At 64.4% G+C, this 14,952-nt stretch carries 15 protein-coding genes; 9 read left to right on the top strand and 6 right to left on the bottom strand.

Translation table 11 applies throughout. From position 1 onward, the window contains the following. Positions 1-6: 6 nt before the first annotated feature. The 6 genes from LPJ38_RS18845 to LPJ38_RS18820 all read left to right on the top strand — a co-directional run bounded on the left by LPJ38_RS18845 (position 7) and on the right by LPJ38_RS18820 (position 7,385). Entirely contained in the window at positions 7-486 is a 480-nt protein-coding gene (locus LPJ38_RS18845) for an Lrp/AsnC family transcriptional regulator (RefSeq protein WP_167520180.1), read from the top strand. A gap of 143 nt (positions 487-629) precedes the next feature. After that, a complete protein-coding gene (locus LPJ38_RS18840; RefSeq protein WP_145627405.1) occupies positions 630-1,121 on the top strand; it encodes a (2Fe-2S)-binding protein in 492 nt (163 codons plus the stop codon). Then, a complete protein-coding gene (locus tag LPJ38_RS18835) occupies positions 1,118-2,134 on the top strand; it encodes an FAD binding domain-containing protein (protein ID WP_145627408.1) in 1,017 nt (338 codons plus the stop codon). The genes LPJ38_RS18840 and LPJ38_RS18835 overlap by 4 nt, the downstream gene beginning before the upstream one ends. Before the next feature lie 7 nt (positions 2,135-2,141). Then, on the top strand, positions 2,142-4,346 hold the full coding sequence (locus LPJ38_RS18830; protein WP_145627412.1) for a xanthine dehydrogenase family protein molybdopterin-binding subunit: 2,205 nt from the start codon (positions 2,142-2,144) through the stop codon (positions 4,344-4,346). Between the two features lie 99 nt (positions 4,347-4,445). Then, positions 4,446-6,803: an Orn/Lys/Arg family decarboxylase gene (locus LPJ38_RS18825; protein ID WP_145627415.1), complete on the top strand. Its 2,358-nt coding sequence runs from the start codon at positions 4,446-4,448 to the stop codon at positions 6,801-6,803. Between the two features lie 6 nt (positions 6,804-6,809). Further along, positions 6,810-7,385, top strand: coding sequence for a GNAT family N-acetyltransferase (locus LPJ38_RS18820; protein ID WP_167520181.1), 576 nt, complete (start codon positions 6,810-6,812; stop codon positions 7,383-7,385). Here the strand turns inward: LPJ38_RS18820 and LPJ38_RS18815 are convergent. Beyond that, on the bottom strand, positions 7,366-7,602 hold the full coding sequence (locus tag LPJ38_RS18815) for a hypothetical protein (RefSeq protein ID WP_167520182.1): 237 nt from the start codon (positions 7,600-7,602) through the stop codon (positions 7,366-7,368). The two genes, LPJ38_RS18820 and LPJ38_RS18815, sit on opposite strands and share 20 nt — an antisense overlap. A 125-nt stretch (positions 7,603-7,727) precedes the next feature. Next, the gene (locus tag LPJ38_RS18810; protein WP_145627422.1) at positions 7,728-8,777 is read right to left on the bottom strand and encodes a hydroxyacid dehydrogenase; all 1,050 of its coding nucleotides are present in this window, start codon (positions 8,775-8,777) and stop codon (positions 7,728-7,730) included. Between the two features lie 244 nt (positions 8,778-9,021). Here LPJ38_RS18810 and LPJ38_RS18805 point away from each other — a divergent pair, with 244 nt between their 5' ends. The 3 genes from LPJ38_RS18805 to LPJ38_RS18795 all read left to right on the top strand — a co-directional run bounded on the left by LPJ38_RS18805 (position 9,022) and on the right by LPJ38_RS18795 (position 10,662). Further along, complete coding sequence (locus tag LPJ38_RS18805; protein WP_145627425.1) at positions 9,022-9,588, top strand: thiamine pyrophosphate-binding protein; 567 nt, start codon at positions 9,022-9,024, stop codon at positions 9,586-9,588. Positions 9,589-9,598: 10 nt separating this feature from the next. Continuing rightward, on the top strand, positions 9,599-10,207 hold the full coding sequence (locus LPJ38_RS18800) for a thiamine pyrophosphate-dependent enzyme (RefSeq protein WP_145627428.1): 609 nt from the start codon (positions 9,599-9,601) through the stop codon (positions 10,205-10,207). Positions 10,208-10,284: 77 nt separating this feature from the next. After that, positions 10,285-10,662: a VanZ family protein gene (locus tag LPJ38_RS18795; RefSeq protein ID WP_145627430.1), complete on the top strand. Its 378-nt coding sequence runs from the start codon at positions 10,285-10,287 to the stop codon at positions 10,660-10,662. A gap of 41 nt (positions 10,663-10,703) precedes the next feature. Here the strand turns inward: LPJ38_RS18795 and LPJ38_RS18790 are convergent, their stop codons facing one another. From LPJ38_RS18790 to gcl, 4 genes are all read right to left on the bottom strand, one after another. Next, positions 10,704-11,087, bottom strand: coding sequence for a DUF1236 domain-containing protein (locus tag LPJ38_RS18790; protein ID WP_008554001.1), 384 nt, complete (start codon positions 11,085-11,087; stop codon positions 10,704-10,706). A gap of 114 nt (positions 11,088-11,201) precedes the next feature. Beyond that, entirely contained in the window at positions 11,202-12,089 is an 888-nt protein-coding gene (locus LPJ38_RS18785; RefSeq protein ID WP_145627432.1) for a 2-hydroxy-3-oxopropionate reductase, read from the bottom strand. A gap of 173 nt (positions 12,090-12,262) precedes the next feature. Further along, complete coding sequence (hyi, locus tag LPJ38_RS18780) at positions 12,263-13,048, bottom strand: hydroxypyruvate isomerase (protein ID WP_145627435.1); 786 nt, start codon at positions 13,046-13,048, stop codon at positions 12,263-12,265. A gap of 12 nt (positions 13,049-13,060) precedes the next feature. Then, positions 13,061-14,851, bottom strand: a complete 1,791-nt coding sequence (gene gcl / locus LPJ38_RS18775; RefSeq protein WP_145627438.1) for a glyoxylate carboligase — start codon at positions 14,849-14,851, stop codon at positions 13,061-13,063. Positions 14,852-14,952 lie beyond the last annotated feature (101 nt).

The raw sequence follows: 14,952 nt of genomic DNA, 5'->3' as shown, positions 1-14,952 counted from the left end.
GAAACCTTGGCCCTCGACCGGAAAGATCTCGCCATCCTTGCGGAACTCACGACCAATGCGCGGGCGAGCCACACCGAACTCGCCCACAAGATTGGCCTGTCGAGCACGGCGATGGCGCGGCGGCAGAAGGCGCTCGAAGACGACGGCTATATTCAGGCCTATCATGCCGCGCTCGATCTGGCGCAGTTCGGCCTCACGACGACGGTGCTGGTCCGCATCGCGCTCGAGAGCCAGAGCGACGATGCGCTGAAGGCGTTCGAGGCGGAGGTGGTGAAATGCCCCTCGGTCGTCCGCTGTTTCCTGATGTCGGGGACCGACGACTACATCCTGATCGTGCTCGCCCGCGATATCCAGGATTTCGAGCGCATCCACCGCACCGAGCTGTCGCGCCTGCCTCGCGTCGCCCGGGTGCAATCCAGCTTCGCGCTACGCGAGGTCGTCAACCGCGCGGTGCCGACCGTGGTGTTCGGCGAGGCGAAACGCTGACCGCCGTGTCGCGGGCGTCATAATTCGCGGCGGGGAACCAAGCAGCCGGTTGTCCGTTGGACGCCTTTGGCGGGTGGAGGCGACGTGCCTCCGCGTCAGCATGGCTGACGTCTCGGCTCGGTCGCCGGCGCAGGGAGCAGGACATGAGCGATGTCACGCACGAGATTCCCGAACGCATTCCGGTTCATCTCGTCGTCAATGGCGTTGGCCACACGCTCGATCTCATACCCTGGACCACGCTGCTGGACGCATTGCGCGATCATCTTGCGCTGACGGGCACCAAGAAGGGCTGCGATCACGGTCAGTGCGGTGCCTGCACCGTTCTTGTCAACGGCCGGCGGGTCAATTCCTGCCTGACGCTCGCGGTCATGAAGGATGGCGCCGAGATCACCACCATTGAAGGGCTCGCCAAGAATGGCGCGCTTCACCCGCTGCAACAGGCCTTCATCGACCACGACGCCTTCCAGTGCGGCTATTGCACGCCCGGGCAGATCTGCTCGGCGGCGGGCCTTCTGGCAGAAGGCCGTGCCAAGGATGCCGACGAGATCCGGGAGCTCATGAGCGGAAATCTCTGCCGCTGCGGCGCCTACCCCAACATCGTGGCGGCAATCGAGCAGGCAATGAGCCGATCATGAACAATTTCCAATATTCCCGCGCGAGCGACGTTGCCGACGCCATTCGCCTGCTCGCCGCCGATCCCGGCGCGAAGCTGATTGCCGGCGGCACCAATCTGATCGACCTCATGAAGGAGAATGTCGAACGGCCCTCTCGGCTGATCGACATTTCCCGCCTGCCGCTTCGCGAGATCGAGGAGACCGCCGATGGCGGCCTGCGCATCGGCGCCCTGGTGCCGAATTCGGACCTCGCCTACCACCCGCTGATCGAGCAGCGCTACCCCCTGCTCGCCAGCGCCATCCTGGCCGGCGCCTCCGCCCAGCTGCGCAACATGGCCTCGGTCGGCGGCAATCTGATGCAGCGAACGCGCTGCGCCTATTTTTATGACACCACGACGCCGTGCAACAAGCGAAGCCCCGGCACGGGCTGCTCGGCACTCGATGGGCTCAACCGTAACCACGCCATCCTCGGCACCAGCAAGTCCTGCATCGCGACCAATCCATCCGACATGAGCGTCGCGCTGGCCGCACTCGGCGCGCTCGTGCACATCGCAAGTCCCACCGGGGCGCGCACCGTTGCGCTGACGGATTTCCATCGGCTTCCGGACGACAAGCCTCATCTCGATACGATTCTCGGCAGAGGTGAGATCATCACTGCCATCGAACTGCCGCCGCACAGCTTCGCCCGGAACTACAGCTATCTGAAGATCCGCGACCGGCTGTCCTACGCTTTCGCCCTGGTCTCGGTCGCGGCCGCGCTCGAGCTGGAGGGTAACGCGATCAGCGAAGCGCGTCTTGCCCTCGGCGGCGTGGCTCACAAGCCCTGGCGGAGCCTCGAGGCCGAAGCGGCGTTGCGGGGCCAGGCCGCAACTGCAGATCATTTTGGACGCGCCGCCGACCTGCTGCTGCAGGGAGCAACCGCTCGTTCCCAAAATGGATTCAAGATCGAGCTGGCGCGCCGCGCCGTGGTGCGTACGCTGATGCAGGCCACGAGCGCAACGCCGCAATCACAAGCTCACAAGAAGATCGCATGAGGGTCCGATGAACGCCTATGTCGGAACACCAACGTCGCGCGTCGACGGCCGGGCCAAGGTCACTGGGGCTGCCAAATATGCCGGTGAATTCGCAGCGGATCGTCTGCTTCATGGCTTCGTGATCGAGGCCACCATTCCGCGCGGGCGCATTGCTCGCCTCGACACGAGCGAGGCGATGAAGGTGAAAGGCGTGGTCGACGTGTTCACCCATGCGCATCGCCCGCCCCTCGCCGACAAGGACGAAGCCTGGAAGGACGAAGTGGCGCCGGAGAAGGGCTCGCCCTTCCGGCCGCTCTACGACGACAGGATCAAGTTCAACGGCCAGCCCGTCGCACTCGTCGTCGCCGAGGATTGGGAGACCGCCAAGTTCGCCGCAACCCTTGTTCGCGTTGAATATGAGCAGGAGGCGTTTGCGACCGATCTCGAATCCGAACGCGGCAAGGCCGCCAAAGTGGACCAGCCGCACAAGCCGCGTGGTGACGCGACAGCAGCGCTGGCGCGGGCGGCCGTTCGCCACGAGGCGGACTACGTCATTCCCAGCGAGCATCACAATCCGATGGAGCTCTATGCGACGACGGCGGTCTGGGACGGCGGCGGCAGGCTCACGGTCTACGACAAGACGCAGGGCGTTCAGAACGTGCAGAAGTTTCTTTGCAGCGTTCTCGGCAAGAAGCCGGACGACATCCGCGTGATCTCGCCCTATGTCGGCGGCGCCTTCGGGTCGGGCCTGCGGCCGCAGCACCAGGTGGTGCTGGCAACGCTTGCCGCTCTCGCACTGAAGCGATCTGTCCGCGTCGTGCTGACGCGACAGCAGATGTACGGCCTGGGCTTTCGTCCCATGACCATCGAGCGCGTTGCGCTCGGTGCCAAGCCTGATGGCACGCTCGATGCGATCATTCATGAAGCGATTGCCGTGACCTCCCGCTACGAGGATTTCTCGCGCAACGACACCGGCTGGGCCGAGCAGCTCTACAAGAGCCCCAACAGCCACCATTCCCACAAGCTGGTCGACCTCGACGTCTCCACCCCCTGCGACATGCGCGCGCCGGGAGCCGCAACGGGCGTCTGCGCGCTCGAATGCGCCATGGACGAACTGGCCGTCGCGCTCAAGCTCGACCCGATCGAGCTGCGTCTGAGATGCTACTCGGATCGCGACCAGACCGGAGACCTGCCCTACACCAGCAAGCAGTTGCGCGAATGTTACGCCCGCGGCGCGGTAGCTTTCGGCTGGAGCCGCCGCAATCCCGCACTCCGCTCGATGCGCGACGGCAAGGAACTCGTCGGCTGGGGTATGGCAACGGGCGTGTGGGAGGCGCTGCAGATGCCGGTCGCCGTCCGCATCGTGCTGACTTCCAACGGCCATGCCGAGGTCTCCTGCGCCGCGTCCGATATCGGCACAGGCACCTATACCATCGTGGCGCAGGTCGCGGCCGATGCCCTCGGCCTACCGATCGAGAACATCAGCGTCAAGCTCGCGGACTCGACCCTGCCGCAGGCACCCGTGGAAGGCGGCTCATGGATGGCCGCCTCGAGCGCGCACGCCGTGCTGGGCGCGGCCGAAGAGATTCGCCGCGAGCTCGCACGATACGCCAAGGCGATGCCTGCCTCGCCGCTCGCCGCCGTCGATCCCCCGGACATCATTCTCGTCGACGGGACGGTTGCCAAGGCCGCCGACCGCAGCCGCGCCGTTTCAATCGCTGATGCGATGCGCCATGGCCAAGTCGAACGGATCGAGAAGGAGAAACTGAACGAGTTTGCCGAGGACAAGTCGCATGCGCGCAACACGCATTCTGCCGTCTTTGCCGAGGTCAAGGTGGATGAAGAACTCGGCGTCGTCCGCGTCACGCGGATCGTGAGCGCCATCGCGGCTGGACGCATCTTGAACACCAAGACGGGCCACAGCCAGATCATGGGGGGCGTGGTCTGGGGGATCGGGATGGCGCTGCACGAGGAGACGGTGATGGATCACCGCTTCGGCCGCATCATGAACGCCAACATCGCCGAATACCACATTCCCGTAAACGCCGACGTCCACGACATCGACGTGATTTTCGTCGACGAGCCCGACGACCACATCAACAGGTTGGGCGTCAAGGGTCTCGGCGAAATCGGCATCGTCGGCGTGCCCGCGGCGATCGCGAACGCGGTCTATCATGCCACCGGCAAGCGTATCCGGCGTTTCCCGATCACGCTGGACAAGCTGCTGAACTGAAGCCTCCGGCACTCGAACTCGCCGCGGCACTGGGCTCCTGTCATTTAACTGTCATCGAATGTGCCGAGAGCTGTATCTCCTGCACATTCGGAATCCAACATGGACTATTTCAAGCGCTTCAACTTCCTGTTCGCCGCACCTGTGTTCGACGCTGACGATCTCGAAGGCGTCCGCTTCAATCAGATCATCGAGGAGATCCAGCGCTCCGGCTTCGAGGTGGTTCGTGCCCGCAAGCTCGAGGATGCCGAGATGGCGGTGCAGACCGACGCCGCGATCGGCTGCATGGTGGTGGATTGGGGCAAGAAGGGCCTTGAAGGCAAGACCTCGGCGCTGATCAACCTGATGCGGCGGCGCGGCCTCGACTTCCCGATCATCCTCCTGATCCGCCGCAAGAGGTTCGAGGATTTGCCGGTCGAGGTGCTCGACTTCATCGACGGCTACGTCTTTCTCTCCGAGGAGACCCCGACCTTCATCGCCAAAAACCTGATCAGCCGGCTGAAGCAATATGCCGAAACGCTGAAGACGCCGTTCTTCGGCGCGCTGGTCGATTATGCCGAGGAAGGCAACCAACTCTGGACCTGCCCGGGGCACAATGGCGGCGTGTTCTACAACCGCAGCCCGATCGGCCGGGTCTTCGTCGAGCATCTCGGCGAGTCCGTGTTCCGCGACGACCTCGACAATTCCGTGCTCGATCTCGGCGACCTCCTCACGCATGAAGGCCCCGCGCTGAGGGCGCAGAAGGAGGCTGCGCAAATCTTCGGTGCGGAGAAGACTTATTTCGTGCTCAACGGCACCTCGACCTCGAACAAGGTCGCGCTCGGCGCGCTCGTCACCGACGGCGATCTCGTGCTGTTCGACCGCAACAACCACAAGGCCGCCCATCATGGCGCGCTGATGATCAATGGCGGCGTGCCAATCTACGTGCCGACCATCCGCAACGCATGGGGCCTGATCGGCCCGATGCGCTGGGACATGCTCGACGAGAAGACCTTGCGCGAGGCAATCCACAATCATCCACTTGTCATGGACAAGGACGCCTGGCGCAAGGAACGGCCGTTCCGCGTCGCCGTCGTCGAGCAATGCACCTATGACGGCACGATCCACAGCGCCGAGATGATCCTCAAGCGCGTCGGCCATCTCTGCGAGTACATTCTGTTCGACGAGGCCTGGGCCGGCTTCATGAAATTCCATCCGCTCTATGCCGGCCGCTTCGCCATGGGTCTGGCCAATCTTCCCCCGGAGGCGCCCGGCATCATCGCGACCCAGTCGACGCACAAGCAGCTCGCGAGCTTCTCGCAGGCCTCCCAGATCCACATCAAGGATCGTCACATCCGCGGCCAGAAGCGGCGCGTCGAGCATCGCCGCTTCAACGAGAGCTTCATGCAGCACGCCTCCACGTCGCCATTCTATCCGCTGTTCGCCTCGCTGGACGTCGGCGCGCAGATGATGAAGGGTCGCTCCGGCGAAGTGTTGTGGGACGATACGATCCGCCTCGGCATCGAGCTGCGCAAGAAGATTCGGGCGATGCGCCGGGAGTTCGAGGAGAAGGAGCAGAACCCGGAGCGGCGCTGGTTCTTCGAGCCGTTCGTCCCGGACCGCGTCGCCATTCCGGACGTCAGCCGCCCTGGCGCTGTGCACAACGTCGCCTGGGAGACTCTCTCCACCGACGAGCTCGCCACCAATCCCGCGCTCTGGCAGCTTTCCCCAGACAGCGCCTGGCATGGCTTCCCCGGCCTCACCGAGGGCTTTGCCATGACCGACCCGAACAAGCTGACTCTGCTCACGCCCGGTTTCGACCGCACCACCGGCGCCTACGCCGACCACGGCATCCCCGCGCCGGTCGTCGCGCAATACTTACGCGAAAACCGCATCGTCCCCGAGAAAAACGACCTCAACTCGATGCTCTTCCTGCTCACGCCTGGCGTCGAGGCGAGCAAGGCCGGCACGCTGATCTCGGGCCTCGTCGCGTTCAAGAAGCTGCACGACGACAACGCGCTGCTGGCCGACGTCATCCCCGAGTTCTACGTGCGGCGGCAGGCGCGCTACGCTGGCGCGCGGCTGCGCGACCTCTGCGGCGAGATGCACCGCTTCTTCCGTGCCGCGGACGTCAGCGCGCTTCAGGCCCGGCAGTTCATGCCCGAGCACATGCCTGAGATCGCGATGTCGCCGCGCGATGCCGCGCGCTATCTGTTCCGCAACGACGTCGACTATCTGCCGATCGAGGCGATCGCAGGCCGCATCGCCACCACGCCGTTCGTGGTCTATCCGCCCGGCATCGCCACGATCGTGCCCGGCGAGCGGCTCACGGAACGAGCCAAGCCCATGATCGATTATCTCAAGATGTTCGAAACCTGCTTCAATACGTTTCCGGGCTTCGATGTGGAAATCCAGGGCGTCTACAAGGAGATCGATGCGAACGGCCGCATCGGGCTCTATACTTACGTCGTTGCCGAGTAGGTGCCGATGAACGAAACAGCCGCGCGAGCGAGCGAAGAACGGGTTCTGGTCCGGCCCTCACGCGAGGGCGACGTCGAAGCGATGCTGGCGATCTACCGCCATCATGTCCGCAATGGCGTGCCGCGCGAGGTCGAGGGAACCGGCGCACCCGAACCGGACGATCTGCGCGACCGGCGCAAGAATCTGAAGCAGACCCGCCTGCCGCATCTGGTCGCGATCTTTCGCGGCGAGGTCGTGGGCTATGCCTATGCGGTGCAATTCCGCAAGCGGCCGGCCTATCGCTACACGGCGAAACACTCGATCTATGTTCATCACGAGCATCTCGGCCGCGGCGTCGGACGGCTCTTGCTCCAGGACCTGATCGATGCCTGCGCGGCGGCCGGCTTTCGCCAGATGATCGGCTATATCGATGCCGACAACGCGCCCTCGCTGGCGCTGCACGAGAAGTTCGGCTTCGCGCGCGCCGGGCTGCTCTGCGGCGTCGCCTATCGCCACGGCCGCTGGTCCGATACCGTGATGGTGCAAAGGTCGCTCGGCGCGGGGACGACGGCGCCCCCGCCTGTCACGGCGCCCGGCCGATAACGCCTTGGGACGGAAAGTCAGCCGGTCTGACCTGGATGCGATCGGCATGCAGCGACCAGTGATGCAAGGCCTGATCCTGGCAAAACTTCGCCTTGGCCCGCTCTCTGGCCTCGTCCTCATCGCAGGCGTCGATCTCGAGCGTGCCCTGGCACACCTCGATGTGCCGGCCGTACTGGCCGAGCACGTCCTTCATGAACCTGACGACATAAGTAGACATGGGACCTCCCTGCTGCCCCGGCGGCACTCTAATCCCATTTAGGCCGGATGCGGGAGGGAGTTTTTGACGCGCATCAAGATCGGCGCGGCTTTCCAGCGGCCATTCCGGACGCTTGGCGCGAGCTCCTACCCCGGCGTCACGCCGAACGCCTGCTTGAAGCGTTCTGCATAGTGCGGCCAGACCTCGGGATTGATGATGCGCGGCGGACGCTTGCCGTCGAGCGTCTCCAGCACCTGCTCGGCGGCGATGCGGCCCATGTTCTGGCGCGCCTCGATCGTCACACCCGCTGTATGCGGGCTCGCCAGCACGTTGTCGAACTGGAGCAGCGGATGCTCCGGCGGCGGCGGTTCCTTGGACCAGACGTCGAGGCCGGCGCCCGCGATGCGCTTGTCGCGCAAGGCCTGCAGCAGCGCGTCCTCGTCGTGGATGAAGCCGCGCGCGGTCGTGATGAAATAGGCGTGCGGCTGCATCAGCGCGAATTCGCGCACGCTGATCATGTTGCGGCTGCCCTTGTTGAGCGGACAGGAGATCGAGACGAAATCGGAGCGGCGCAGAAGCTCGTCGAGCTCGACCTTCTCCCCGCCCCGCTCGGCCATGACCTCGGCCGAAAGATACGGATCATAGGCCAGCACCTTCATGCCCAGCAGGCCCTTGCACAAAGCGGCGATGCGGCGGCCGACATTGCCGAGCCCGATGATGCCGACGGTCTTGTGCTCGACCTCGTTGCCGACGAGCTCGTTGCGGTTGACGTCGCGCTCGCGGCGCAGCCGGCGGTCCGACTGGATGATGCGCTTGGACAGCGTCAGCATCATCGCCAGCGCATGCTCGGCAACCGAATGGGCGTTGCCGCCGGACTGGTTGACGACCACGACGCCGGCCTCCGTGCAGGCCTCGACGTCGACAGGATCGAACCCCGCGCCATTGCTGGAGACGAGCAGCAAATTCGGCGTGCGCTTCAGGAAAGCGGCATCGACATGGAAATGCGGGGCGAGTTCGTCGCGGGCGGCGCCGACCTGGTAGACATGGGCTGCGCTCAGGATCGGCGCATAGAAATCCTCGGGGCTTTCGTTCTCGATGCGATCGAGCCGGACGTCGGGCCGTGCCTTCAGGATGTCGATATAGATCGGATTGGCCAGATAATTGGAGTAGACGACGCGCTTGTTGTTGACCGACATCAGGACCCTTCCGGCTCGCTCGCGAGGAGATCCGCAAGGTCGGCGCTGCGCGCGCTCCTCCATGCTTCCTCCCGCTTTTTCGTTGCCGCCTTTATGACATGGCGGCCCCGGCCACGGCAGGCCGTCCAGCGCAGATCACGGTGCCGGCCGGGACATGTTGACAATCCCACTGCCTGCGTCAAGTTCGGCGGACTGCCGCGACGGCCAGATACCAAGAAGCATGCGCGGCTCAAGGGAGAACGCAATGGCGATTGCGGAGCAGAAGACCTCGCCCCAGGCCGCACAGGGGGCCGGCGAAAGCAGTTGGGACGGCATCGTCCTGCAAACCCTGAAGCGGAACGAGATCAGCCTGATCCCCTACGTCCCCGACCGCGTGCTGACGCCGCTGATCAAGAACCTGCACGCCGATCCCTTCTTCACCACTTTTGCCACCGCCCGCGAGGAGGAAGCGGTCGGCATCGTTTCGGGAGCCTGGATGGGCGGCCGGCGCGGCGCGGTGCTGATGCAGACGTCAGGCTTTGCGACGCTCGCCAACGTGCTGGCCTCGCTCGCGGTGCCGTACCAGATTCCGCTGATCATGTTCGTCTCCGAGCGCGGCACGCTCGGCGAGTTCAACTACGGCCAGTCGCTGGTCTGCCGCACCATGCGCCCGGTGCTGGATTCACTGGCGCTGGAGCACCACACCATCACCCGGCTCGACGAGCTCGAATTCATCGCTGACCGCTCGATCAAGCAGGCCGTCACCACGCAGGCGCCGGTGGCCCTGATCCTCAACCCGCTGCTCACGGGCGGCAAGGTGTTCGACAAGTGAGTTTGGCGAAATGAAAACAGACTTGGACAATCGCAACACCAAGGTGATGAACCGCTTCGACGTCACCTCACGCCTGATCGCGAAGCTCGGAAACGAGGAAGCGGTGATCGGCGGCATCGGCAACACCAATTTCGATCTCTGGGCCGCCGGCCACCGCCCGCAGAACTTCTACATGCTGGGCAGCATGGGACTCGCCTTCCCGATCGCGCTCGGCGTGGCGCTGGCGCAGCCCGACCGCCACGTCTTCGCGCTCGAAGGCGACGGCTCGCTACTGATGCAGCTTGGTGCGCTCTCGACGATCGCAGCCCTGAAGCCGAAGAACCTCACGATGATCGTGATGGACAACGGCATCTACCAAATTACCGGCGCGCAGCCGACGCCGGCAGCTGGTGTCGCCGACATCGTTGCCATCGCTCTCGGCTCGGGTCTCGCCAACAGCGCTTGGGCCGCGGACGAGGAGGATTTCGAGCGGCTGATCGAGGCTGCAATGGGTGCCTCCGAGCCCCACCTCATCGCCGTACGGATCGACGACAAGCCGGGCATCGGCACCACCCGCCGCGACCCCGTGCAGATCCGGGAACGTTTCATGCACGGCCTTGGCGTGCGCGAGCCACTTTAACGTTTCGTCATTAACTAAACGTCGATCTGATGACGGGAGGGTACCGGCCCGTTACAAATCTGTGCTATGCGGGCTGAATGTCGATTTTGGTTCGTTCCATTGCCTGGCTGCTCGCGGCCGCCGTCACTTTCGCAACCCTCGGCCCACCGGGCCTGCGGCCCCATTCCGACCTCGGTCAGGACGGCGAACATGCGCTCGCCTTCATCCTGGTCGGACTGGCCTTCGGCCTCGCCTATCCGCGGCGGCGCCTGCGGATTGCTGCGGCCTCGGTTGTCCTGATCGGCGTGCTGGAATTGATGCAATTTTGGGCACCGGGCCGCCATGCGCGACTTGCGGACTTTCTGGTCGACGCGCTCACCGCCTGCTTCGGCTTTGCCATCGCAGCGGCTGCGGACTGGACCATGACCCGGCTTCGCAACAACGCGGCCCTGACGAGCGAAGGCCCCGCGGAGTAGCGCCGCAGGGCCCATCTTCTCAGCGCTTAGATTAGCGCAGATCAGTCGATGATCTTGACGACGCGGCGCGTGCGCGGCTCGACGATCACGCGGCGGTCGTTCACGACCGCATACCGATACTCGGTGTAGTTCGGCACCGGGCGCAGCACCACGGTCGGAGGCAGGGGCTCGCCGACCACGACGCGCTCCTCCACGACGACCGATTCGCTGCGCGGGATTCCGCCGAGAATCGCATTCGGAATTTCGAGACCCGCGCCAACGGCCGCACCGACGGTGCCGCCGACCATCGCGCCGACCGGGCCGCCGATGTCGCCGCCCGCGCGCGCGCCGTCCCTGGCGCCCTGTTCGGTGGTCGATTGGGCAAAGGCTGCGCTCGACGCCAGCAGCGAGGCGGCAGCCAACGAAATCGCAAGACGGGTTTTCATGTCCTTAAGTCTCCAGTGGTTGTCATGCGCCTTCAACCACGGGGCCGGAGCATTGTTCCGGTTCCCCTGCGGCCAAAGGCGCGCCAAATCCAGAGACTGTTACGCGGTAACAGATCAGGCTGCGGCGATCTCATGTCCCGCCATCAGTTCCAGCGCGCGCACCATTGCGGAATGATCCCAGGCCTTGCCGCCATGCGCGGCGCAGGACGAGAACAATTGCTGCGCCACCGCCGTGCTCGGCAGCGACAGGCCGAGCGCACGCGCGCCTTCGAGCGCGAGGTTGAGATCCTTCTGATGCAGCTCGATGCGAAAGCCCGGATCGAAATTGCGCTTCACCATGCGTTCGCCATGGACTTCGAGAATCCGTGACGAGGCAAACCCGCCCATCAGCGCCTTGCGCACCAGCGCAGGGTTCGCGCCGGCCTTCGACGCAAACAACAAGGCTTCGCTCACGGCCTCGATAGTCAGTGCGACGATGATCTGGTTGGCGACCTTCGTCGTCTGTCCGTCGCCATTGGCGCCGACATGCGTGACGTTCTTGCCCATCTTGTCGAACACCGGCTTCATGGTGCCGAAGGCGCGCTCGGGCCCGCCGACCATGATGGTGAGACTGCCAGCTTTCGCACCGACCTCCCCGCCCGACACCGGCGCGTCGAGATAGTCGGCGCCGAGCGCCTCGATCTTCTTCGCAAACTCCTTCGTCGCCAACGGCGAGATCGAGCTCATGTCGACGACGATCTTGCCCTTGGAGATGCCGCTCGCGACACCGTCCTTGCCGAACAGGACGGCCTCCACGTGCGGCGTATCCGGCACCATGATGATAACGGCATCCGATTCCTCCGCGACTTCCTTGGCCGATTTGCAGGGGATGCCGCCGGCCGCAATCAGTTCAGCCGCGACCGGCGCGACGTCATGCAGGAGAACACGATGACCCGCAGCCAGGAGATGACCGGCCATCGGCCGTCCCATGGTGCCAAGTCCGATGAAGCCGATATCGATCATGGTCTGACCTTCTTTCAGTTGGATTAGCGAACTTTCTCAGCGCGCACGGTGCCGGGTGAGGGCTTTCTCGCCTTGGGGAGATTCTCACCGCATCGATAAAATCCCATTGCGGAGACACCCTCTCCCCAGCCCTCTCCCCGCAAGCGGGAGAGGGAGCGCACTGCCGTCGTGATTCAGGTCTCGAACGTCTGCGCCGCGTGCCATGAAAGACCTTCCAGGGTCGTGGTGCGCGGCTTGTATTCGCAGCCGATCCATCCGCGATAGCCGATCGCGGCGAGATGGCGGAACAGGAAGGGATAGTTGATCTCGCCGGTGCCGGGTTCATGGCGGCCGGGATTGTCGGCGAGTTGGACATGCGCGATCTGCGGCAGATATTCCTGGATGGTGCGGGCGAGATCACCTTCCATGATCTGCATGTGATAGATGTCGTACTGGACGAACAAATTGCTCGACCGCACCTCGGAGATGAGCTGTATCGCCTGCTCCGTGCCGTTGAGGTAGAAGCCCGGAATGTCCAGCGTATTGATCGGCTCGACCAGCAGCTTGATGTTTTCCCGTGCCAGCGTCGCGGCGGCGAAGCGCAGATTTCCGACCAGCGTCTCCTGAAGCTCGCGCGGATCGGCACCGGCAGGCGCGATGCCGACGAGGCAGTTGAGCTGCTCGCAATCCAGCGCCTTGGCGTAGTCGATGGCGCGGAACACGCCGTCGCGGAATTCGCTGCTGCGATCGGGCAGGATGGCGATGCCGCGCTCGCCAGCCGCCCAATTGCCGGCCGGCAGATTGTGCAGCACCTGTGTCAGCCCGTGAGACTCCAATTGCTCGCGCAGCTGCGCCTTGTCGAAATCATAGGGAAAGAGATACTCGACCCCGGCAAATCCCGCCGCCTTCGCGGCAGCGAAGCGGTCGAGGAACGGCATCTCGTTGAAGAGCATGGTGAGATTGGCGGCAAATTTCGGCATGATGCGGTCCCCTTACTCTGCCGGCTGCAACACATTGGGCCGCGCGCTTGCGACCTCGTCGAGCGGCAGATCCAGCACCTCCTCGAACTCGACGATGTTGTCGATCTCGGTGCCCATCGCGATGTTGGTGACACGTTCGAGGATGAATTCGACCACCACGGGGACGCGGTGCTTCGCCATCAATTCGCGCGCGGTCGCGAACGCCGCCTGCGTGTCCTTCGGGTCGGTAACGCGGATCGCCTTGCAGCCGAGGCCTTCGGCCACCGTCACATGGTCGACGCCATACACTCCGATCTCGGGCGCGTTGATGTTCTCGAAGGAAAGCTGAACATGATAGTCCATGTCGAAGCCGCGCTGGGCCTGGCGGATCAGGCCGAGATAGGAATTGTTCACGACGACGTGGATGTAGGGCAGATTGAACTGCGCGCCGACCGCGAGCTCCTCGATCAGGAACTGGAAGTCGTAGTCGCCCGACAGCGCGACGATCTCACGATCCGGACAGGCCGCACGCACGCCGAGCGCCGCCGGCAGCGTCCAGCCGAGCGGCCCCGCCTGCCCGGCATTGATCCAGTTGCGCGGCTTGTAGACGCCCAGGAACTGCGCGCCGGCGATCTGCGACAGGCCGATCACCGTGACATAGGTCGTGTCGCGGCCGAACGCCTTGTTCATCTCCTCGTAGACGCGCTGCGGCTTGATCGGCACATTGTCGAAATGGCTCTTGCGTAGCATCGTCTTCTTGCGGTCGCGGCAGGACGCGGGCCACGCCTGACGCTCGCGGAGCCTGCCTGACCGGCGCCACTCCCTGGCGACGGTGACAAACAGCTCCAGCGCGGCCTTGGCGTCCGAGACGATGCCGAAATCGGGATTGAACACGCGCCCGATCTGGGTCGGCTCGATGTCCACGTGAACGAATTTGCGGCCCTTGGTGTAGGTCTCGACCGAGCCGGTGTGGCGGTTGGCCCAGCGATTGCCGATGCCGAGCACGAAATCGGATTCCAGCAGCGTGGCATTGCCGTAACGGTGACTGGTCTGCAGGCCCACCATGCCGGCCATCAACACGTGGTCGTCAGGGATCGCGCCCCACCCCATCAGCGTCGGCACCACGGGCACGTTGGTGATCTCGGCAAATTCCACTAGCAGATCAGACGCGTCGGCGTTGATGATGCCGCCGCCCGCCACGATCAGCGGACGCTCGGCGGCGTTGAGCATCTCCAGCGCCTTCTCGACCTGCTTGCGCGTCGCGGCCGGCTTGTAGACCGGCAGCGGCTCATAGGTATCGTCGTCGAACTCGATCTCGGCGAGCTGCACGTCGAGCGGCATGTCGATCAGCACCGGTCCCGGCCGGCCCGAGCGCATCACATGAAACGCCTGGCTGAACACGCGCGGCACCAGCGCCGGCTCGCGCACCGTCACCGCCCATTTCGTCACGGGCTTCGCGATCGACTCGATGTCGACGGCCTGGAAATCTTCCTTGTAGAGGCGTGCCCGCGGCGCCTGCCCGGTGATGCAGAGGATCGGAATGGAATCGGCGATCGCAGAGTATAGCCCGGTGATCATGTCGGTGCCGGCCGGCCCCGAGGTGCCGATGCAAACGCCGATATTGCCGGCCTTGGCCCGGGTGTAGCCCTCGGCCATGTGCGAGGCACCCTCGACATGCCGCGCCAGGATGTGGCGGATCGAGCCCCGTTTTTTCAGCGCCGAGTAAAGCGGATTGATCGCAGCGCCGGGAACCCCGAAGGCAGTCGAGATGCCTTCCTTCTCCAGAATTCGCACGGCTGCATCGACGGCTCGCATCTTCGCCATATCGGACCTCGCTCCAAGTTGCGTCAGCGAGCGAGATCATCCGGTCTGCGTGATGCGATCTCAACGAGATCGATTTTATTTTCCACGATGCGGCAGCCGCG

This window comes from Bradyrhizobium daqingense (assembly GCF_021044685.1).
In the GTDB taxonomy this organism is placed as follows: Bacteria; Pseudomonadota; Alphaproteobacteria; order Rhizobiales; family Xanthobacteraceae; genus Bradyrhizobium; species Bradyrhizobium daqingense.
This window is presented reverse-complemented; position numbering and strand designations above follow the sequence as displayed.

Excerpts from the sequence above, each read along its gene's own strand:
- LPJ38_RS18785 (WP_145627432.1), bottom strand. The coding sequence starts at position 12,089 with ATGATCGATATCGGCTTCATCGGACTTGGCACCATGGGACGGCCGATG.
- LPJ38_RS18810 (WP_145627422.1), bottom strand. The coding sequence starts at position 8,777 with ATGTCGGTCAACAACAAGCGCGTCGTCTACTCCAATTATCTGGCCAAT.
- LPJ38_RS18800 (WP_145627428.1), top strand. The coding sequence starts at position 9,599 with ATGAAAACAGACTTGGACAATCGCAACACCAAGGTGATGAACCGCTTC.
- LPJ38_RS18805 (WP_145627425.1), top strand. The coding sequence starts at position 9,022 with ATGGCGATTGCGGAGCAGAAGACCTCGCCCCAGGCCGCACAGGGGGCC.
- gcl (WP_145627438.1), bottom strand. The coding sequence starts at position 14,851 with ATGGCGAAGATGCGAGCCGTCGATGCAGCCGTGCGAATTCTGGAGAAG.
- LPJ38_RS18795 (WP_145627430.1), top strand. The coding sequence starts at position 10,285 with ATGTCGATTTTGGTTCGTTCCATTGCCTGGCTGCTCGCGGCCGCCGTC.
- LPJ38_RS18835 (WP_145627408.1), top strand. The coding sequence starts at position 1,118 with ATGAACAATTTCCAATATTCCCGCGCGAGCGACGTTGCCGACGCCATT.
- LPJ38_RS18820 (WP_167520181.1), top strand. The coding sequence starts at position 6,810 with ATGAACGAAACAGCCGCGCGAGCGAGCGAAGAACGGGTTCTGGTCCGG.
- LPJ38_RS18815 (WP_167520182.1), bottom strand. The coding sequence starts at position 7,602 with ATGTCTACTTATGTCGTCAGGTTCATGAAGGACGTGCTCGGCCAGTAC.
- LPJ38_RS18790 (WP_008554001.1), bottom strand. The coding sequence starts at position 11,087 with ATGAAAACCCGTCTTGCGATTTCGTTGGCTGCCGCCTCGCTGCTGGCG.
- LPJ38_RS18825 (WP_145627415.1), top strand. The coding sequence starts at position 4,446 with ATGGACTATTTCAAGCGCTTCAACTTCCTGTTCGCCGCACCTGTGTTC.
- LPJ38_RS18840 (WP_145627405.1), top strand. The coding sequence starts at position 630 with ATGAGCGATGTCACGCACGAGATTCCCGAACGCATTCCGGTTCATCTC.
- LPJ38_RS18830 (WP_145627412.1), top strand. The coding sequence starts at position 2,142 with ATGAACGCCTATGTCGGAACACCAACGTCGCGCGTCGACGGCCGGGCC.
- hyi (WP_145627435.1), bottom strand. The coding sequence starts at position 13,048 with ATGCCGAAATTTGCCGCCAATCTCACCATGCTCTTCAACGAGATGCCG.